19 protein-coding genes and 1 pseudogene are annotated in these 19,605 nt (G+C 52.8%); 9 read left to right on the forward strand and 11 right to left on the reverse strand.

Annotation, left to right across the window (positions count from 1 at the left end):
• Positions 1-344 precede the first annotated feature (344 nt).
• From SCARR_RS19780 to SCARR_RS19795, 4 genes are all read left to right on the forward strand, one after another.
• Complete coding sequence (locus SCARR_RS19780; RefSeq protein ID WP_136063377.1) at positions 345-569, forward strand: helix-turn-helix transcriptional regulator; 225 nt, start codon at positions 345-347, stop codon at positions 567-569.
• The gene (locus SCARR_RS19785) at positions 556-885 is read left to right on the forward strand and encodes a HipA N-terminal domain-containing protein (protein WP_136063378.1); all 330 of its coding nucleotides are present in this window, start codon (positions 556-558) and stop codon (positions 883-885) included. Before SCARR_RS19780 ends, SCARR_RS19785 begins: the two co-directional genes overlap by 14 nt.
• Positions 878-1,828, forward strand: a complete 951-nt coding sequence (locus tag SCARR_RS19790) for a HipA domain-containing protein (RefSeq protein ID WP_136063379.1) — start codon at positions 878-880, stop codon at positions 1,826-1,828. Before SCARR_RS19785 ends, SCARR_RS19790 begins: the two co-directional genes overlap by 8 nt.
• A 283-nt stretch (positions 1,829-2,111) precedes the next feature.
• Positions 2,112-3,635, forward strand: coding sequence for a tyrosine-type recombinase/integrase (locus SCARR_RS19795; protein ID WP_136063380.1), 1,524 nt, complete (start codon positions 2,112-2,114; stop codon positions 3,633-3,635).
• Here the strand turns inward: SCARR_RS19795 and SCARR_RS19800 are convergent.
• From SCARR_RS19800 to SCARR_RS19815, 4 genes are all read right to left on the reverse strand, one after another.
• The gene (locus SCARR_RS19800; protein WP_136063381.1) at positions 3,557-4,105 is read right to left on the reverse strand and encodes a hypothetical protein; all 549 of its coding nucleotides are present in this window, start codon (positions 4,103-4,105) and stop codon (positions 3,557-3,559) included. The genes SCARR_RS19795 and SCARR_RS19800 overlap by 79 nt on opposite strands.
• 62 nt (positions 4,106-4,167) lie before the next feature.
• Positions 4,168-5,052 carry an ArdC family protein gene (locus tag SCARR_RS19805; RefSeq protein ID WP_136063382.1) on the reverse strand — a complete coding sequence of 295 codons (885 nt, stop codon included), beginning with the start codon at positions 5,050-5,052 and terminating at the stop codon, positions 4,168-4,170.
• A gap of 3 nt (positions 5,053-5,055) precedes the next feature.
• Positions 5,056-6,696 (reverse strand): group II intron reverse transcriptase/maturase, encoded by a 1,641-nt coding sequence (ltrA, locus tag SCARR_RS19810; RefSeq protein ID WP_222846371.1) that lies wholly within the window; start codon positions 6,694-6,696, stop codon positions 5,056-5,058.
• Positions 6,697-8,179: 1,483 nt separating this feature from the next.
• Positions 8,180-8,362 carry a hypothetical protein gene (locus tag SCARR_RS19815; protein ID WP_136063384.1) on the reverse strand — a complete coding sequence of 61 codons (183 nt, stop codon included), beginning with the start codon at positions 8,360-8,362 and terminating at the stop codon, positions 8,180-8,182.
• 531 nt (positions 8,363-8,893) lie between these two features.
• Here SCARR_RS19815 and SCARR_RS19820 point away from each other — a divergent pair.
• The 4 genes and pseudogenes from SCARR_RS19820 (at position 8,894) to SCARR_RS28940 (ending at position 10,574) form a co-directional block, all read left to right on the forward strand.
• Positions 8,894-9,694 (forward strand): transposase, encoded by an 801-nt coding sequence (locus SCARR_RS19820; protein ID WP_168433461.1) that lies wholly within the window; start codon positions 8,894-8,896, stop codon positions 9,692-9,694.
• Between the two features lie 29 nt (positions 9,695-9,723).
• Complete coding sequence (locus SCARR_RS19825) at positions 9,724-10,137, forward strand: type 1 periplasmic-binding domain-containing protein (RefSeq protein ID WP_136063386.1); 414 nt, start codon at positions 9,724-9,726, stop codon at positions 10,135-10,137.
• Positions 10,124-10,204 (forward strand): annotated as a pseudogene (locus tag SCARR_RS29595) (hypothetical protein); the annotation flags it as partial. The gene SCARR_RS19825 and the pseudogene SCARR_RS29595, both read left to right, overlap by 14 nt.
• 82 nt (positions 10,205-10,286) lie before the next feature.
• Entirely contained in the window at positions 10,287-10,574 is a 288-nt protein-coding gene (locus SCARR_RS28940) for a type 1 periplasmic-binding domain-containing protein (protein ID WP_246044491.1), read from the forward strand.
• Between the two features lie 92 nt (positions 10,575-10,666).
• On the opposite strand, the gene SCARR_RS19835 is transcribed toward SCARR_RS28940, so the two are convergent.
• Genes SCARR_RS19835 through SCARR_RS19850 form a run of 4 tightly spaced genes read right to left on the reverse strand, consistent with a single transcriptional unit; the run spans position 10,667 to position 13,702 of the window.
• On the reverse strand, positions 10,667-11,719 hold the full coding sequence (locus SCARR_RS19835) for a uroporphyrinogen decarboxylase family protein (RefSeq protein WP_136063388.1): 1,053 nt from the start codon (positions 11,717-11,719) through the stop codon (positions 10,667-10,669).
• A 28-nt stretch (positions 11,720-11,747) separates the two neighbouring features.
• A complete protein-coding gene (locus tag SCARR_RS19840; protein WP_246044492.1) occupies positions 11,748-12,119 on the reverse strand; it encodes a fatty acid desaturase in 372 nt (123 codons plus the stop codon).
• The gene (locus SCARR_RS19845; protein WP_168433463.1) at positions 12,004-12,792 is read right to left on the reverse strand and encodes a fatty acid desaturase; all 789 of its coding nucleotides are present in this window, start codon (positions 12,790-12,792) and stop codon (positions 12,004-12,006) included. The genes SCARR_RS19840 and SCARR_RS19845 overlap by 116 nt, the downstream gene beginning before the upstream one ends.
• 1 nt (position 12,793) lies before the next feature.
• Positions 12,794-13,702 carry a sugar phosphate isomerase/epimerase family protein gene (locus SCARR_RS19850; RefSeq protein WP_222846372.1) on the reverse strand — a complete coding sequence of 303 codons (909 nt, stop codon included), beginning with the start codon at positions 13,700-13,702 and terminating at the stop codon, positions 12,794-12,796.
• A 31-nt stretch (positions 13,703-13,733) separates the two neighbouring features.
• Between SCARR_RS19850 and SCARR_RS19855 the strand changes: the two genes are divergently transcribed.
• The gene (locus SCARR_RS19855) at positions 13,734-14,660 is read left to right on the forward strand and encodes an AraC family transcriptional regulator (RefSeq protein WP_168433464.1); all 927 of its coding nucleotides are present in this window, start codon (positions 13,734-13,736) and stop codon (positions 14,658-14,660) included.
• On the opposite strand, the gene SCARR_RS19860 is transcribed toward SCARR_RS19855, so the two are convergent.
• From SCARR_RS19860 to SCARR_RS19870, 3 genes are read right to left on the reverse strand one after another with little or no spacing between them, the layout of a single operon-like run.
• Positions 14,652-15,602 (reverse strand): HAD family hydrolase, encoded by a 951-nt coding sequence (locus SCARR_RS19860; protein WP_136063393.1) that lies wholly within the window; start codon positions 15,600-15,602, stop codon positions 14,652-14,654. The genes SCARR_RS19855 and SCARR_RS19860 overlap by 9 nt on opposite strands.
• Positions 15,603-15,623: 21 nt before the next feature.
• Positions 15,624-18,128: a sialate O-acetylesterase gene (locus tag SCARR_RS19865; RefSeq protein ID WP_136063394.1), complete on the reverse strand. Its 2,505-nt coding sequence runs from the start codon at positions 18,126-18,128 to the stop codon at positions 15,624-15,626.
• Complete coding sequence (locus SCARR_RS19870; protein WP_168433465.1) at positions 18,128-19,537, reverse strand: sulfatase family protein; 1,410 nt, start codon at positions 19,535-19,537, stop codon at positions 18,128-18,130. Before SCARR_RS19870 ends, SCARR_RS19865 begins: the two co-directional genes overlap by 1 nt.
• Positions 19,538-19,605 lie beyond the last annotated feature (68 nt).

The following is a 19,605-nucleotide window of genomic DNA, read 5'->3' on the forward strand; positions in this document are numbered from 1 at the left end:
GCGGTCAGACCGTCGATTGAAAACACCAGTTTTCATAAGCACCTGAACAGTAAAAACCTGCAAAATCACCATTTGTTGAATTTCATATAATACCGGGAAGATTTGTAAACCGGAGAGAGGTGTTTTGGAAGGAAAATATCCCGGTAAAACAGTGAACTGGTGCGGTATCATGAGCCACCTTATAAGTAGATATTCGTACACGAAAACATGCCAATGGGAAACTCATTATCTTCGAGAGCATTTCTATACCCGATCAGGATTATTTCGAACAATAAACCACTTGCTATACCCGAACGGGATTAGTATAAATCACAACAACCACTTTATACCCGAAGGGGGATAGAATGACCGACCCATTGATCAGATTTGTAAAAGAACGCCGCCGCTCAACGGGCCTGACCCAGAAAGACTTGGCCGACCGAGCAGGTGTAGGCCTGCGCTTTATCCGAGATCTCGAACAGGGAAAAGAGTCGTTGCGCCTAGATAAGGTAAACCAGGTACTCGCTCTGTTCGGTCATCGAATGGCCCCTGCACCATTCCGCATGGAGGTGAACGATGAGGAAGGCTGAAGTTTATATACAGAAACGTCTAGCTGGTATACTTGAAGAAACGGACTCAGGATATCACTTTGCGTATTCTTCGGACTACCTCAACCTCGATGATGCGGCTGCCGTCAGCCTATCACTCCCCCTCCAGCCCGAACCATTTGAAGACAAACGGCTCTTCCCGTTCTTTGACGGATTGATCCCCGAGGGCTGGCTTCTAGATATTGCCGAGGCGACCTGGAAACTCAACCCGCGTGATCGCATGGGGCTGTTACTGGCCTGCTGCCGAGACTGCATCGGTGCGGTTTCCATCATACAGGCAGAGGAGTCCAATGAATAATTCAACCTGCCATATATGCCTCCTGCCCTTGGAAAACGGCAAAAAGCTCTATCACGCATCCTGCTGCAAAAAACTGTTCGGCTCGACTAAACCACCGAACTTTCCCTATGCCTGGGATGAACTCAATAAGCTGGCCGAACAGGTTATCAGCCAGCACATCACCATCCCCGGTGTTCAACCCAAACTCTCCGTGCACCTAGAAACGGGCGGCAGGACACGGGATGCCCGACTGACTCTGGTCGGCCTCGAAGGTGGATACATCCTGAAGCCAACGGTTGCTGAATATCCGGAAATGCCGGAACTCGAACATGTCACCATGCGCATGGCCGGTTGTTTTGGTATCGCCGCTGCCGAATGCGGACTAATCCCCATGGAAGGCGGGCAACTCGCTTTTATTACCAAACGTATGGATCGTATTGGAAATGCAAAGTTGCACATGGAGGATATGTGCCAACTCACCGATAAGCTGACTGAACAAAAGTATCGTGGTTCCACGGAGCAGGTCGGACGGGCAATCCTTAAGTATTGTGACAACGCCCTGTTCGATGCCCTCCGCTTTTTCGAGACCGTCCTTTTCAGCTTCCTAACCGGCAACTCCGATATGCACCTGAAAAACTTCTCCCTCCTGTATAAACCGGGAGGGGCGATTGGACTATCTCCTGCGTACGACTTATTACCGACTCAGCTGCTTCTTCCGGAAGATACGGAGGAATCAGCCCTTACCATCAACGGCCGCAAGCGACGCATTGGACGGAATGACTTTCAACGCCTAGCAGAATCTCTGCGCCTGAATGAAAAGCAGGTTTTAAACGTGTTCTCACGGTTTACTACCAACCTCGATGAGGCTCTCCGTTTATTAGACTCCGGCTTATGCGGCTTGGAGATGAAAGCGAAATATAAGTCCCTTATTCAGGAAAGAGCAGAACACCTGAGCTTGACCTAGTTGATCCAGCAGTTCTGCACTGCTTATACTTACCCTAAACCAAAAAAACTCCTAACCTCAAAGAGATCAGGAGCCTTTAGAAATGGAGCCGGCGGTCAGAGTCGAACTGACGACCAACGGATTACAAATCCTTATCTTATGGAACATTTTAATAGTTTTTTTTAAATATTTCATACAACGTATGCATTTGTTTTGTAATTGTTTTGTTTTTAGCTCGTTTTAGACCCCTGTTTATATCCATAGTGCCCACCAGATATCAGGGTCACTCAAACGAGGTGCACACATGATTGAAAACGGCAAAATAAAGGGAACACTCGAACGGCGAAAAACCTCCAAATGGTGGTACGGTGCATATAAGGTTGGAGGCAAACGTAAGGCGGTAAACCTGCATGTTGAGATCAGGGGAACCCCTCCCGGCAAACTGGAAGAACATGGAAGCATTCAGTTTGAGAAATCAAAGGGCGAGGCCGAAGCCGCATTGAAGGCGTTGCTTGCTGACGTGAACGGAAACCGGAAAACCGAAGAGCTAGCTCAAGCCGTACACGAAGCCCGAACAGGCCGACGCATAGCATCCTACACGCTGGCCGATCTGCCCATGCTCTGGGAATCTATGCCGCGCAATAAGACCCCTTCAAACGATCACATTAAACGATGTACTGATATACTGACTGGCTTCGTTACTTTCTGCAGCGAAAGCTTTCCGAACATCAGCAATCTGGACCACCTAGCACCCGACCACGCTCATGCTTACATGGACTGGCAGGAAAAACGGGGAATTAATCCCCGGACATGGAACTTTATTCTCGCAGCCATGAAAGCTGCTTGCCGTCGCGGTGATTGCAGAGCGTTTGACGACATGAAACAAAAGCCGCTGGAGACTGTTCACCGCGTGCCCTTCACCCCTGACGAACTACAAGCCATTTTAACCGCCGCGAAAGCTGACAACCTCGTTTACCCACTTGTGGTGACTGCAACCTGTACCGCCATGCGCAAAGGAGACTGTTGCCGACTACGCTGGGATGCTGTTGACCTTATAAGCGGATACATCACCGTTAAAACATCCAAGACCGGGCGAACAGCTGACATCCCGTTAGCTGACCTACTACGGGAAGAGATCGAGAAGCAGACAGGCAACGAATCTGACTACGTTTTCCCCGAACTGGCTAAGCAGTATGCCAACGACGACACCCTTCTAACAAAGCGATTCAAGGCGATACTTGCTAGGGCTGGTTTTAATGATGGGACATCCCCTCCTGCAGAGCTAAAGGCATTCGATCCCAAGGAATTGGCAGAGAAAGCGGAAGCCTACTTCTGCGGAATCCAGACCAGCAAAAAGCGCGAAAAAGCGCGAGCCACGTTTGCGGCGTATATTGCCGGAAAATCCCTTGCACAATCAGCAGAGGCCGCTGGAGTCAGCAAGGCCACTGGCTCTGCATACCTTAACGAGATCGAGACGGAAACGGGTATCGCCTTCATTCGAGGTAAACGGAGAGAGAACAGCGCACCGACTCCCAGCAGGGGCAATGTTAGCCTTGAGCGGGAAACGGGTTTAAGGCGAGCCTCTGTGCGGGATTTCCATGCCCTGCGTACAACATGGATCACACTTGCCTTAATGAATGGCATGCCCCTAGAGCTTGTTCAAACCGTCACCGGACATGCTACGGCGGAAATCGTAATGCAACACTATTTCAAGCCCCAGCGAGAACAGCTTAAAACAGCTATGCATAATTACCTGCCTGACCTCCTGTCTAACTCCAGACAACCAGTTAATGATTCCATATCCCATTCGGTGAAGTCTTCATCCTGATCAACGGATTTTCCCGGCTGGCTGAATACCTGCGGCTCTGGTTTTTCCAATACATGGAGCAATCCGATGCACCAATCCGACGTGCAGGGCGTATCCTGCTTATGCCAGGTCAGCTTTCCGCAGTGATCGCATTTAGCTGTCCGGGCGTTTTTCCAATCCAATCCGCCGCGATAGAGCACAAGGTATCCCCCGCTCCGACCGTTGAATCCAACCTGCCACTCCCAGCTTTGTGCATCCGCCCAATCCCGCAGCAACCGACCAAACACATCATAGATTTCGGAGCAGTCGAGCATGTCGAATGCCTTCTCCATAATTTCCGTCGGCAAATCCAGCCGATGAACTTTCACGCAGTTGGCGTACGACGTACTCCGGTTCCAGCTGTTCATGGTATTGTACCGGAAATGATTCTCCAGATACTGGATCATCGTCTCGCGGCTTCTCATATCTACTTTTTCACAAAAACGCTTCATGGTTATTACCTCCAATTAGTTTAAGGGGCATCCCCCAGGGATGAGGGCTGCCCCGTTTCGGTTTATGCCACTACAGGCTCCAGCTTTTCGGCCACGATGTAATCATAGGCTTTCTGAGCCTGCTGCCCCGCAGTCACGAGCATGGACGGATCGGCTTTGAGCCGTTCCAACCAGCCTTTGAGATAGGCCGCGGAGTTGTCTTCGACCTCGGGCAGGATACCGCAATGCCCGCAAAGGAATGCCGCGCCCATTTCGGCAACGAGCTCCTCCTTGGAATATTCATGCGACCCAAAACGCACCACGTCCGTCACCCCTTTTCGCGCGAGGCGCGATTGATGACCTGTGCTGTGAAGGATTTCATGGAAGCAGGTCGCAAAAAATGCCTCGTCACTCAGAAACATTTCCTGCGGCGGCATATGCACAGTGTCCGTCAACGGATTGTACGCAGCGTATGTCCGACCGTATTCAATCGTTGGCTTGTTCGGCATATGCTCGATCAGCTGCTCAGCTTCAGTTATGGGACAAATATCCCGATCCGGTTTTTCGAGCTTTGGAATCTTCCCTTCCGGAATGCCCTCGCACTGCGCCACATTGAATACATGGTAGTAGCGAAGCATCGCATAGCCCTTATTATCAGGATCATTGCTCGCTTCGTCCGGTTCCACGAATTTCCAGAAGACCACCGGCATTGAGTGTTCGCCCTTGCGTACTTTGCCGCCCAGCTGATTCGCCTGCTTCATGGTCAGAAAATACGGCTGTGCATAGCCCATCATATGCAACAGGAAGGCATTGACGCCCCGGTATGGTTTCCGGCTGATGAGGTTTTGCGGTCGCGCATCCTGCGACACCCAAGGCTTGCGCCAGGGCAACGACCCGGTTGCGGCAATCCTCTCGATCATCTTCTGCGTAATCATTTCATTGATCTTGTTTCGTGCGTTCTTCTTCATGGTTTATCTCCAATAAAAAAGCCGCCCCGAAGGACGGCTTGGTTCATCATTAAAAGAGCAAAGCCTTATGACTCCGCCCCGTTCATTATTTCTTCGTACTCTGCTTCCTCCATTGGGAAGGCCTCGTATGGTAGTTCCTCCAGATACCGCTCGGCGGCCAGCTGAGACGTGCGCTTGACGAGCGCGGATTTCCTGCCGGATATTTTCCAGCCATGCGCCCGAAGCGCATCGCGGTACTGATCCAGCGTCTCCATCTTGCGCCACGAGATTCCAAACCTTGGAATCCCCTCCTTGCGCAACCGCGCCGACGACTGCAGCGCATTGACCCGTTGCAGATAGCGGATATTGGAAAACCGCAGCGACACCTGCTCGCAATCCAGGATTTCCTGCACCTGCGACACCGGCATGGTGAAGCAATAGTCGCCGCCCGTCGCCCGGTACTTTCGAGCAAACTCGGTAGGGTCCGTTGAGCAGGGACTCAAAACGCTTCCAGCCCATGCCGTCGCGCTTTCGCGATCGACGGTTGAGCCAGTAGCGCCAGATATGCAGGGTGTGGCAACGATATGCTCCTATGGAGTCGGAGTTGGTGGTGATGCCGTAGTAGGCATAGTGTCCCTGCAACTTCTGGCAGAGTTTTGAATGCTGCCACCCCACGGGTTTATGTCGGTTTTTCTTGCACCACTCGTGCATCTTTTTCAGTCCCGCCCGCATCTTCTGCGAACTGGTTTTCTTCTTGAGTGCATACCCGCCTTTTTTCGTCTTCCCCCAGTAGTGGGTGAAGCCTAGAAAGTCGAACGTCTCCGGTTTCCTTCCGCTATCCCATGGATGGCAAAAATCAACTAATTTGGTTTTGTCCGGATGGATCTGCAATCCGTATTTTTCAAACCGCTTCGGCAATACATTCAAGAACCGCTGTGCGTCATCCAACCGATCAAAGACCGCCACGAAATCATCGGCGAACCGAATCAGGTGGGCAGTACCGTTCAATGCGGGCTTCACGTCATTCTCGAACCAGAGATCCAAGACGTTATGAAGGTAGATGTTGCTCAGGATCGGTGAAATGACTCCGCCTTGCGGCGTCCCCTCGTCGCTGACGATGAGCGTCCCTTCGTCCAGTGCCCCCGCGCGCAGCCACTTGGCTATCAGGCGCAGTACAACTGAGTCGTTTACTCGTTTGCGGAGAAGCTCTTTGAGTTGAGCATGGGGAATGGTGTCAAAATATTTCCTGACATCCACATCCACCACCCAGCCACCATTGACCTCCTTCAGGCAGATGCGCAAAGCGTCCAGAGCCTGATGAGGAGATCGGCGCGGTCGAAAGCCGTAGGAGCAATCCATAAAATCTGTTTCACAGATGGGCTCCAGCAGCATCGCAACCGCTCGCTGCAACACTTTATCCTCAAAGGTGGGTATGCTGATCGGGCGCGTCTCCCTTTCGTTCTTGGGAATGTGCACCCGTCGGGTCGGCGACGACCGATAGCGCCCACTCTTGGCACGCTCCAGCAAGTCCGCCAGATTCGCATCAAGATTATGCGCATATTCCTCCGCCGTCACCCCGTCGATGCCTGTTGCGCTGTCTTTTCGTATTCTCGAAAAGGCCTCATGCATCCACAGCATATCCAGATGTTGGTTCAGTGTTGTCAACGGGCTGTCCGTATGTCGCTCCGCTATGCTTGCAATGTGCTGTTGCCGCGTTCGCACGCTGGTTAGCGGCCGGTTCTCCGCCGCGTGTCGGCCAACAACACCATCATATTCCGGTCGTGCCCCTTGGCTACTCACAGGCTTCTCCCGAGAAGAGTTTCCCTGCTTTCAAACGCTACTATGAGCCGACTAAGACGACCTGCAATTTCTCCATCCCGACGTTCTTGCCTCAAGCTTGAACGGCGGTACCCCGACTTCTTTCCCTGTTTCGCTGCCGCAGGAAGGGAAAAGACCTCCCGCAACCCGGGACGTTGTTCAACCGGTCTCATCCCATTCCGGTATTTCCAGCCGAGGAGAGGCAGGCCCTCACAGGTTCCCAGGATACCCCAATACACTTCTGCCCCGCTCGTAGATCCCGGTCTGGCCGCACGCTCCATAGCCATGGCGTTACGTGCGATGTTGTCCTCCCTAACACGAACAGGAAGACCCTGACAATCTACAAAATTTCGAGATTCATTCACGCAGCTTAAGTGCTCGCTCCATACGCTTCGTGCCGCGCTTACGCAACGACTACGCAATGTTCGCTTCCGGCTGGCAGCCAACCTTTGCCGGGCGGGAGTGGTTACCCGCTGGGTATCAATTGTATCTTTCATCATGTTTTAGGTTTCATTAATCCCGACACACTGGATTTATCCTGTCGCCACGTGTGCTTCGTGGTTAGAAAACTGCGGTTGCAAATTGGCGTGATTAGCGGTCAAAAATCTTCTGTGTAGTCGGTGTTTTCCGTGGTTTATAGAATTCGTAACGGTCGCTACTGAGATCGCTCCTCTCGACGGGGAACGTGAGTACAAGACAAGGTTCAGCAAAGCCGTAAACCTCAAAGCGAATCCACTGTGTTCAGCCGGATTCCGGCATCAGTTCCTTCGCAATAAACCCGTTTAAGCAAGTTGCTCTAAATAGATTTCAATCGAATAGTTTTCATATGGGAGGGGGATCACGAATGGCGCAAATCTGCGCGAATATTTTCACCACCCGCTGCCGCTTGAGTGACATCCGAGCAAGGCAGAGGGGGGAGTTTTTACCACTAATGGGTCACTGATTTTTCGGCGACGCAATAGCTGCCGGATCGGTATTGGTTCAGTAGCGGTAGCATTTAGCTAATCGCAAAATGGAAGGAATTAACGGTGTGGGCAAAGCCCACAACCCTGCACGCAGGGAAGGATTTGAAACAGCTCGGTCACTCGCAAACCGGTTTGCAGACGGATGACCTGCTTCAAATCAGTTCCGTTTATTCCCTAGGCTTCGATTAGAAGCCCTCTTATATGGACCGAGAAAACACCTCCCGCCGCCATTGGCGAAAGCGGCAAATCAGCGTGAATTAGTGGTCAAAAATCTCTCGGTTGTTTTTGTGATTTCTGTGCCTTTTCGTGGCCAAAAATATTTCATCCCAGTTAGGAATGAAAAAGAGTGAGGGCATTTTCGCCACTCACTCTTGTTGGTATGTCTCGCGGTATTCCTGCCAAAAATCGCGCTGCCTGAGGGCTTCGATTTCATCTCGAACTGCCGTCAGAATCCAGGACACATCCGTCCGGATATCACGCAAATGGCCTTCCATCGCCGCAAGTTGTTCTTCGAGTGCATAGGGGGCACCCTGTTTATCTGCTTCCATCACTACTCAAAAGTGGTTGCAGTTTATAAATTTTTCGGACTGTCACTAAATTCTATGTATGTATTACTATCCCACACTCTTTGTTACGTACTCGACAAACACACCGCCTCAGAGAATATCATCCATCCGCCCCCCCCCTCTATCACCTCAACAGGGGACGAAGGAAACAGAGGTTCGTATTCCTGTCCCCAACGGTATCCTATCGGGATAAACAGGGGATTAGTGAGGCGGAGAATGGAGAGAAAACGGAGAATATCGAGGGAACCTCCGGTCAAAAACCGCAACAAGGCAAAATTCACGGCACGAGAAAAACAGAGAATGCGCGTTTTATTGGTGTAAACGCTCGTAAAAATCAAAAGGCGAACCCGGAACGAGTTCGCCTTAAGAATATTTGGTGCACCGAGGGGGATGGAATGGCGAACCGATTCTCCGTTCGCCACATCCCCGCAGGTACCATTGGGGATAGAAATACAAAAAGAAAAAATCGGCTCTTCGCTACTTTGAATGGATAGGCATGTTAAATTGGGAGGCATGAATACTCCTGAGAAACTGTTTCATACGCTGTTGGGGCTTGGTGATGACTGGGAAATCACCGAGCTGGAATTCGATAAAGACTCTGGTGAAGTGCGGTTGCGGATCCATGAACTCTCCGGCCTTCTATCGCAACAACGCTGCCCTGATGATGGTGATAAAACCGATTTTTATGATCATGGCCGCGAGCGGGAGTGGCGCCATTTGAATGTCTTTGAGCACAAGTGCTACATCCAATCACGGCTACCCAGAATGCGCTGTAAAACATGCGGGAAGATTTTTCAGACGAAAGCTCCATGGGAAGGACTGAGCCTTCAGTTTACGGCTGCATTCGAATCCATGAGCTTGTTGCTGATGCGCGAAATGCCGGTTAAAAAGGCGGCGGAATTCATTCATGAAACAGACACGCGGTTGTGGCGCATCCTGGCCCGGCATGTCGCAATGGCCTACAAGCAACTCGACTTCAGCGAAACGACATGTGTCGGGGTGGATGAGCTTGCCTGCCGCAAAGGCCACAACTATGTGACCATCTTTGCCGACTTGGTGGCCAAGCGGGTGCTGTATTCCGTTCCCGGAAAGGACTCATCAACATGGAAGGCATTCGTTCAGGAACTGGAGAAACACTCTGCAAAAGCGGCACAAATCGAGTGCGTGAGCATGGATATGTCGGGATCGTTCAAAAAAGGCGTTGCTGAAACCTGCCCGCAGGCCGAGGTGGTTTTTGACAAGTATGATGCCCGTCTGCAGTTGTTGGCCTATCAGGTGCTGCTCGGCGGGTTACACAAGCTGCCAGCGGCATAAAGATGCGAAATTGACCGACGATTTGTATTTTGATCAGACTGACCGATCCGGACTCCATCAACAGCCCGAAAATTCAGAGCGGGCTGATCGGCTTGTTCGTTCAAGAATTCCTTTCCAGCTTCCACACCGGCCTGATGATTGAGCTCGAACAGGGGCTGATGGAACAGGGCAAGCTGCTCAGCGTCAATTTTCCCCACAGCGACCCGGAACGCGAAATCAACCTGCTACGCACCCTGGCACGGCAACGGCTCGAAGCGCTAATCTATTTCACTTCCCCGCTGGTCGTCAGTTCCGAAACGCACACCCGCACTGTGGCCAGCTGGATCAACCGCTATGTTGAAAGAAGGCACCCAGGTACTCTTTGCCGACCTCTGCCCGCCGGGCTTCGAAAGCCGCCTGATCTCGCTGGACAATACCCTTGCAGGAACCATGCTCACCAATAAGCTGATTGAGCGCGGACACAAAAAGATCGCCTTCTTTGGCCCCACCCACCTGCCCTCCACCAGCAATCGATTGACCGGACATTACAAAGCGATTAAAAAAGCGGGGCTCCCCATCAACGACGACTGGCACATGGACGTGCGGATCATGGATGAGCGAAGGCTGGGAGAAGCAGATCGAAAAGCATATTCGAAAAATGCTTACGCTCTATCCAGACCTGACCGGTTTCGTCGTCTCCACCCAGGCCACCGCCGAGGCCGTCTACAAGGTACTCAAAGAACTACCCGACCGGGAATTCTCAGCAGAGGAGTCGATTGCCTCGCTGCTGGAAACTGCCACTCCGCCATTCGAGGCGCTGGCCTGGGTTCTAATTCCCGGCAAGGAAATGGGGCAGAAAGCGCGCGAAATTCTGCTCGCAGACCACCCCGCCGACTACTAACCCGGCCACATCAAAATTAAGCCCACCTTCGGGGAATAAACCGGCGATGCCGGTTTATATATTTTCCAATCATTGGAAAAATCTGTGCGGCTCTATGCAATCGAGCGGTGTTCGCGGACGCCGTCGCACATGGCGATCCAGTTGGCCGGCTCGGTGTAGTCAGAAATCTGGTTGCCGGTGCCGATAGCGATGCCGCCATGGCCTTCGATCTTCGGCAGCAGATCACGGACATACTGCTTTACCTCTTCCGGCGTATTGAGCGTCATGATGTTCATCTCAATGCCGCCGAAGTTACCGATACGATCGCCATACCGATCAACCCAGACGTCGAACGTGTCGATAGCGTCTTCGTTGGAGTGCTTGGCATCGATGCCAACCTCGTCGATCAGGTCGTCCATTACGTCGTAAATTTTCCCGCAGGAGTGCAGCAGGAACGGCTTGTCGTATGAATGAACCAGATCAACAATCCGTTTGTACTGCGGCAAGGCATGCTCACGGATGGTGTCCGGTTGAAGTAGAGTGGACGACTTAAACCCGAGGTCATCACCAAAGCGGCAGACGGCGAAGCAGTCAACATAGTTTTCCAGCACCCACTTCCAGAGCGCGAACTGCAGGTCGCCCGCCTTTTTCCAAAGTTCGGAAAAAACCTCCGGCTCATCCGCCTGCAGGAAAACCAACTCCTGAAACGGAACAAAGTCCTGCATGTTTTCAAACAGCCCATTGCCCACGCCGCCAACGGCCTTCATGCCCGCGGGCAATGCGGCGCGTAGCGCCTCAAAATGATCCTGAAATAACCGGACATACTCCTGCGGTTTTTCCAACCATGGGAACGCCTCCAGATCCGCCATCGTTTCAACCAACGGCGATCCGTGCCCAAGCAGACCGTTGCCCTGCTGAATGAGCATGCAGGAGGACATTTCAAAAGGGATGCAGTCGTAGCCATGCTCAACCGCAAACGAACAAATCCGGCGATAGCCTTCGGTTTTATCCGCCAAGTCACCGTCAAGCAGACTGCGAATATCCTGCCCGGTCATGGTTTCCATCACACCAATGTCGAAACCATGCTCATAAAGCGGCAGGCGCTTTGCTTCGCGGTTATAGGCGGCGTCAACAATGTGTGTGTAATCCGGCTCAAATTTTTTCATTATCGTTTCCCTTAATTAGTTCTAAGTATTATTTATACGCCACGAACTCGTTGTTCTGGCGAACATCCTTTTCTTTGGCAATAGCGAACATTTCACACCAGCAGTTAATCATGCTTAGCGGCTCCGGCAGGTCGTGCCGTAACAGCTTGTGCAGCTTCGGCAGGTTGCGCGAAGGAATCGTCGGATAGATGTGATGATCGATATGGTCATCCAGTCCCCAATAAATCAAATGGACCAGCGGGCCGACCTTAACCGAACGTGTGCAAAGACGCTGATCATTCACATTATAGAGTCGGGCGATGTGCTCCGTATTGTGCCACAGCCCCTCGATCGGCGAACCGATCTGCCAGGCGATGGTAATGAACGCGAGAAGCTCCCAGCGACCCAATACAATCGCCACAACAACAATGGCGATTGTGGAATAGCAGGATTCCGGCTGATTCTCGTCGAATGGCGGCAATCTCCCTGTCGGAGCAGTGGTCGCGCATCATGCGGTCTTTCTTTCCGGCTATACGCCGGACCTGTATCAAAACATCATTAAACAGGGTCTTGATGGCTCCGAAAACCAACAGGGACTGTATACAGTGCACGATGGGCCCTCGGACGAATTTTGTATCAAACACCTCCGGCCAGTCGGTTTCCGGATCGATACCGCGCACCATCGTGTAGCGGTGGTGTAACTGGTGCGATTTGCGGGCATAGGTCGGACTGTTCCACATCAGCGTCTGGACCAGATAAAAGAACGGCTCGGCAAACCAGTCAACGTTTTTTCCAAACACCATCTTATGCTGCTGCTCGTGACCGATCGCCACCCAGAAGCCATAAAAGAAATAGTAACCGTAAAGCGGAATAATCGCCAGCCACAGGCTGTGTCTTGCGACCCAAAAGGTTGCCGCAGCGGTCAGCGCCAAAAATGACACAAAAATCCCGACCCGCCACAGGCCGTTCAATGTGCTGCGCTCCGACAGCTGTTTGACAACCTCCTTGTCCACATCCATTCGTTTCCAGTTGCGCCCCTCGGGATTCCATTCAAATTCCGATAATTCATCGCGCGGTGTAAATTTCAAATTCATTTCAATTCCTCCCTCTCTTTTGCGTTGTTGACGAATCGCTTTCCCCATAGCGTTCGCGCAGCAACTGCATCATATGCACATTGATTTCCCACTGGCTGGCCATGGGCTGGCGGGTATAGGGGAGCAACGACATATAGGGAAAGGGGCCGAACTCCGGCGTAACGGTCAGCAGCTCGGAGCCACGCTCCCGATGAGCCTCGACAATTCGATCCCACCAGCCCAGATGAACATTCAGCTCGCTCGACCATTCGGGCGCGCGCGGATCCGTAACTTGCGGCCCTTCGATATGTCCTACCCGCGCATGGAAATGATCCGTTCGGGAAATCGCCAACGCAACCGCATCCGACTGATCCTGCAGCAACGATTCCGACACGTTGCACCAGTGCGAAAAGTCAGCCGTGATGCGCAGATCAGGATGTTCTTCCAGAAAGCGACGGGTTGCGGCTGCGGAAAAACCAAATCTCCCCCGATGCGTTTCATGCACAATGACAATTCCGGTTTCCTGAGCCACCTGGCGGGCCATATTGATCACACGATTATTATGCTCAAACCCAAACCAGTCACGTCCTGTATGGGAGTTGATCAGTACCGGCTTGGCTGCGGCCAACCATTCAAAACGCTGACGGCATTCATCCAGATGCCCGGCAAGATCGGGGCGCGAGGTTTCATGATGCTGCGCCAGAAACTCCAGACCATGTTTTTTCATGGCCTTGATCCGTGCATCCGTGGTGGCGGCATCATTCAACGGCAGGCTCATCTCCACACCATCATATCCAGCCAACGCCACTTTTTCACAGAAGCGGTCGAACTCCAGCTCTTCAGAGCCCCATAGCGGACAGAAATATTTAAGCTTCATAATGATTGTTTTATATCGATTGTTGCCGGGCTTGTCTTTAGCCTGTAAAATCATTAATGTATCATTTTCAACCAAAGTACGATTTATGAAATCAAAAGGAATCCCCGGAGAACTTCCCCACACCGCCCCCTCCGAAACACTACAGGAACGGTTGTTAAAGTTACGTCCTTATGTCCGGGAGGCGCAGGAGGGATTTCGTACGACCTGGAACCTGAAACCCCGTAGGCTGTTCGACTTTCTGTTAGTTAATGTTCTTGAGGGCACCGGCACGTTTACCATCGGCGGCACGCGATATGCCGCGACCGCAGGCGACCTGTTCTGGATTCCACCAAACACGCAGCACGAGATGCGCGGCGATGCGCCCGGCACCCGCCTTCAATATATCCACTTCGACCTAATCTATGATCCTAGGCGCAGCCACTGGAGCGCGCACATCCCCGGCGGAACCTCCGATCTTTCCGGCTGGCCCTCAACAATGCATCCGCCCATCAATGATCCGATCATTGGGAGCTGGTCTGGAAAAATGGAGGGGCATAATCCAGTACAGATAACCGAACTGCTTCATCGCATAGTTCTGGAGTATAACCGGTCACAGATATCCACCCTCGCAGTGGCCGGCAGCGTGCTGCAGCTGATCGGCCACCTGCTCGGCAGCCGACACAACGATTCAACGCTCGCGACACATCATGTGAACGCCATCGAAAACGCCATGCGGCAGATCCAGCTACACTACGACGAGCAGATCAACATCGAAACCCTCGCCCGCCAGCACGGCCTCAGCCCGACCCACTTCCGGCGCCTCTTTCGCGAACACTACCAGCAAAGCCCGCGCGATGCCCACCTCGCAGAAAAAATGCGCCGCGCCTGTGATGACTTAGTCTATTCCGACCTCACCATCACTGAGATTGCCGACCGAATCGGCTTCACCAACGTGCACAACTTTTCGCGCGCCTTCCGCAAAACCATCGGCCAGCCCCCCAGCGCCTACCGTGCCGGACAACCCTTACCGTAACTGTTTGAGAATCCCTGCAAAATTCTCTTCGTAATGCGTACAGAGGGACTGCGTTCCGCTGTCGACGATGTTTCCGCCGCCGATCCCGATCGGGGCGAAACCGGCCAGCAGGATGGAAACGACCCCTGCCCCGCTGTCTTCAATACCGACAACGCTGTGGCGCTCTTCGAACGGAATGCCGAGGCCGACGCGGGCGGTTTCGGCATAAAGCCACGGATGCGGTTTGGGTGAGAGCTCGCCGAGCGTTCCCGGTTCGCCGGGACGAATGGCGTGGCCGGCCGTGATGATCGCGTCGTAGAATTCGTTCGGGTCGCCCATTTCCAAAGTTTGGAAAGCGTTCAGAATTTCGGGCCAGGCCTTTTCGTAGAGACCGGAGGTGACCAGCCCGATTTTCACGCCGAGGTCTTTGAGTTCATAAAGAAATTCTTTGATGCCGGGCGATGGGGTGAAGGCACCCTTTTTGCCGCGCCCTTCAAGGATTTCGTTCATCTCAAAGTTGGTGTGCTTGAAATACCAGGAACGCGCTTCTTCTACCGTTTTGTCTGCGCAGTATTTGTTAACGCAGTATTGCAGATGTTCGGAAACCGAATGACCAGACACATGCGGTTCGTCACACGCTTCGAGCTTGAAACTTTTATCGCCCAACAGGCTGGCGACGGTTTGTTCAATGATCCAGATCCAGAAGTGCTCACTGTGAACCGTCGTTCCGTCGAGATCCATCAGCACCGCCTTGAGCGGTTTTTCAATCTTCACGTCGTGCACCGGATAAATTGCAGGATACCCCATCGCCGACTTCACCAGCGCCAGTTGCTTGCCGCTCTCAAACGACACAAACTCCACCTTACGGTCGGCGGTCGTCTTTACTTCTATTACCCCCTGCTCGCCAGCCTTGAACGCCGCGTCACAAGTCTGCTCCAAGTCAATCAGTTCATTAAAATTCATATGACTCCTGTTTCATTTTAACTAGTTCAAATTCACAGTGAACGGCGAGGCAGGAAGCATTTCCTGATTCGCCAGATTCACATCGAGAGCTTCTTTGTCCATGTCGACTTCGGCGCCGTAGCGCACAGCGACCGGGTTCCGAACATTGGAAGATTGAACGATCACCGTGTCGCCTTTGATTTCAGCGGAGGCCTCGACAAACCTTTCGCCGTCGGCGCTGATATAAAATCCGCGCAGCGGCTGGTTGTCCGATGCAATCAGGCCGGAGCCGATGTGATCGAACGACAGAACCATCGCTTCGTTTTTCACTTCCATGGAGCGGATGATCGGGCCGGAATAAACCAGATCGGTTTCACCGTATACCGTGGCACGGGCAGCCAGCGCAAGGCGGTGACCGATGGGCGCTTTGGTGCTTGGATGGATCGGGTGATTGTCCGCGTTCCAATCCTTGGAAAGGTCGATCGTCACCGCCATGTAGCTGTCGGGCGTGTTTTTCCAGACATCAAGCTGGGCGCATCGGAATTCATGCCAGTCAGCGGCTTCATAGCGGGCAAGCTGAACGATGTAGAATGGCAGTTCATCATTGCCCCAGCTTTTGCGCCAGTCAGCGACCATATTCGGAAAGAGAGCTTTCTGTTCTTCGGCGCGGCTGGCATTGCCCTCGCCCTGATACCAGATGAAACCCTTCACAGGGAACGGCATAACGGTTTTGAGCATGCGGTTATAGAGCTCGCTGGAGGTGTTGCGACGCGGCCACTCCGGATTGCGAAGTGCATTTTCTTCAAACAGCTCCCAGTCCGGCCAGCCCTGTTCGAGCACCTCGGGACTGCACCATGTTTCGGTGACGGTTCCGCCATAGGCGCACTGAAGAAGTCCAACGGGAATATCCAGCTCTTCCTGCAATTCACTCACAAAGAAATAACCAACCGCGCTTTGTCCCGCCGACGATCCCGGATTCGATTCGCTCCAGGTGGTGCCCACCGGCGCAACCGTACTTTCCAGACAGCGCGGAACCTTGAAGAGACGCAACAGCGGGTTTTCCGATGCGGAAACCGCCTCCGCCCCGCCCTTTTCCTCCTTGAGCATCATTTCCATATTCGACTGACCGGACGCGAGCCAGACATCACCGACGAGAATATTGGAGTATTGGAGTGTTGGAATATTGGAGTCGGTGGAAACCGTCATCGTCTGCGGGGTTTTATTCGCCTTCATGGGCGGGAAGACCACCTGCCATTTTCCGTCGCGGGCAGTGCTGTCGAGATCGTAGCCGGCAAAGGTGACCGTCACAACGGTTCCGTCATCGGCCCAGCCCCATACCGGAATGGGTGCATTGCGCTGAAGAATCATGTTGTCGGAAAAGACATCGGGAACAATCAGCGTCTGCTTCGGGGTTCCGAGCACGGTGCAGTCTTCAATGATAAAATCGACATCCCCGCCGACGGTGATGCGGAAATCGTGCCCGTGACAACGGCTCCGAAACAGCGCATCGTCGAGCGTCCAAGAGGCCGTTTTCCATTCGCCGGAATCGCCCGTCGTTACGCCGGGCAATTGCTTCCAAATGCCATTCTCCCCTGCCGACTGGTCGGACGAATCATATTTAAGAATAAGCGGCACCTTGAATTGATCCAAATAAGTCAACGTCAGCGTCACGGTCTTTGTATTTCCGTTTTTCAGAAGCGGGTCTTGAATGTCAAAAGACAAAAAACGGCTTTTATGTTCCTCTTTTGCCTTCAAGCTCTTCCATGCGGAACGCCCGGCCACCGTCACCGGCTCGCATTGCACAGGGTGCCATCCTTTAAACGGCACCAAAAAATCTGCCAACTGAACCGCCTCCGATCCCGGATTTGAATGGAGATACGCAACCTCTTTTGCGCGTAGCGAGTGGTTATAGAACTGCAAATCGTAGAGCTTTCCGTCGAACTGATTACTCGCCTTCTCAGCACTGTCCGAAAGGCTATATCCACCGAATCTGATTCGGTCAAAAGAGCCAACCGTTGCATCATCGACCAACGCAATTCGAACACCGTTCACATAATAAGCCATCTCGCTCTTGGAATTATCCCAAGTGACGACAACATGAACCCATTTGTCGGAAGAGATAGAGGTGGCTCTCAGCGAGGTCCAACCGTTATAGGCCGTTTTGAGCAGGCCGGCCCCCTCGTTGAGTAACTTCAAACTGTCAGCCAAAAGAATGTAGTTTCCACCCGTCAATGTGTCCGCTTTCAGCCAGACACTGTATGAACCCTGACTTGAGAGCGGAAATTCCGACAGCGTGAAACCCGACTTCTTCGAATTCGTCATCCCGAACTCAATGGATCTCTTCGGCGCACTCTCTACCGCACCGGTCGGAATATCAGCTGTAAACTGCGGTGCTTCGGTATACGTACCGGCCGCTGTCGCCGTTCCATGTTTGGCTCCGACGGTGTCCCTCACATTTCCCTCAAACGTATAGCGGTGCGACACCCCGGCCTGCACAGCCAGACTCCCCGCACACAGTAACAACCCAATCCACAGTTTTTTCATCATTATTTATTCCAGTTATATTTTGCGGGATCCTGATTATCGGCATTCCATTTTTCCCATTCGGCGCGCAGCTTTTGCGCGACTTCCGGATGCGTTTTAATCTGATCATTCCCCGGAATCCGTCCCTCTCGCACATCTTCCCCGAGGTTGAAGAGCATAACCGGAAGCGGTTTTCCATTTGAACTGGGACGCATCAGCTTCCAGTCGCCTTTGCGAATGGCCCAGCCGTGGCAGTCCGGCTTATCGTTCGGAAAGTAGTAACGCCAGTAAAGCGTCTCATGCGGCGTTCCGGGATTCGTCCCGGTCAAAAACGGCAATAGGTTCACGCCGTCGAACTTCCACGCGGGATCAATCTTTTCACCCGCGGCGGCCAATGCAGTCGGAAGAATATCGAGGCTGATGATCGGCTTTCTATAGACCTGCCCGGCGGGAATACGTCCTTTCCACTGAATAATAAACGGAATGCGGATTCCGCCATCGGCCGTGCTGGACTTGGTGCCCCAAAGCGGAAGATTGCTGGAAGAAATGCCGGGATAGCCTCCGTTGTCGCTCAGAAAAAAGACGAGCGTATCCTCTTCGAGGTTTTCCTGGCGCAAGGCATCAAGAATCCGGCCGACGTTGTCGTCGAGACAGACCATTTTCGCGAGAAACATGCGGCGCCCTTCATCTTCGATATGCGCAAATCGCTTCAAATCCTCCTCTTTGGCTTCGTTCGGTTCATGCGGGGTGATGAACGACAGGTAAAGGAAAAATGGATCCTCGGAATGTCGGCGAATAAAATCCACCGCTTCGCGCCCGAAAGCATCGGTCGAATATTCGGTCAACTGAACTTTTTCGTTCCCTCGACGCATCTGCGTATCGTGTCCTTTCGGAGCGGTCTCCTGGAAATAGAGGTTGCCGTCATGGTTCCAGAAACTTTTGTCAAAACCGCGCTGCGGCGGATGGCCCTCGCGATAGTTGGTCACGCCCCACTTTCCCATCATGCCGGTCACGTAGCCAAGTTTCTTAAACCGCTCGGAAATTACCGGCTGATCGAGCGGAATGCCGGGACGGTGCGCCTGCTCATTCCCCTCAAAACCGAACCGGTTCTGATAACGTCCCGTCAAAAGGCCCGCGCGCGACGGCCCGCACTGCGGTGCCGTCACATAGCCATCCGTAAAATGCACCCCGTTGTCCGCCAGCGAATCGATGTGCGGTGTAATCATATCCGTCGCACCCAGACAGCCCAGATCGGCATAGCCGAGGTCATCCGCCAGAATTACAATTACATTGGGGGAACGTGACGTTGTATCCACAGAGGAGCGTGACGTTGCATCCACCTCAGCGGCACAGGTTCCAAGTATGGGCCTGTCCGCCGTAGCCTTGGCGAAGGTGGAAAACACCAAAGCCCCCGCCAACATCCATCGTTTCATACATCCTAGTCTTTGCATGGCTGGCTCCGTTTTTTTACTTCTCAGGCTTCGGCAAGCAACAGCACCCG

The sequence above is a fragment of the Pontiella sulfatireligans genome (assembly GCF_900890705.1).
Classification (GTDB): Bacteria; Verrucomicrobiota; Kiritimatiellia; order Kiritimatiellales; family Pontiellaceae; genus Pontiella; species Pontiella sulfatireligans.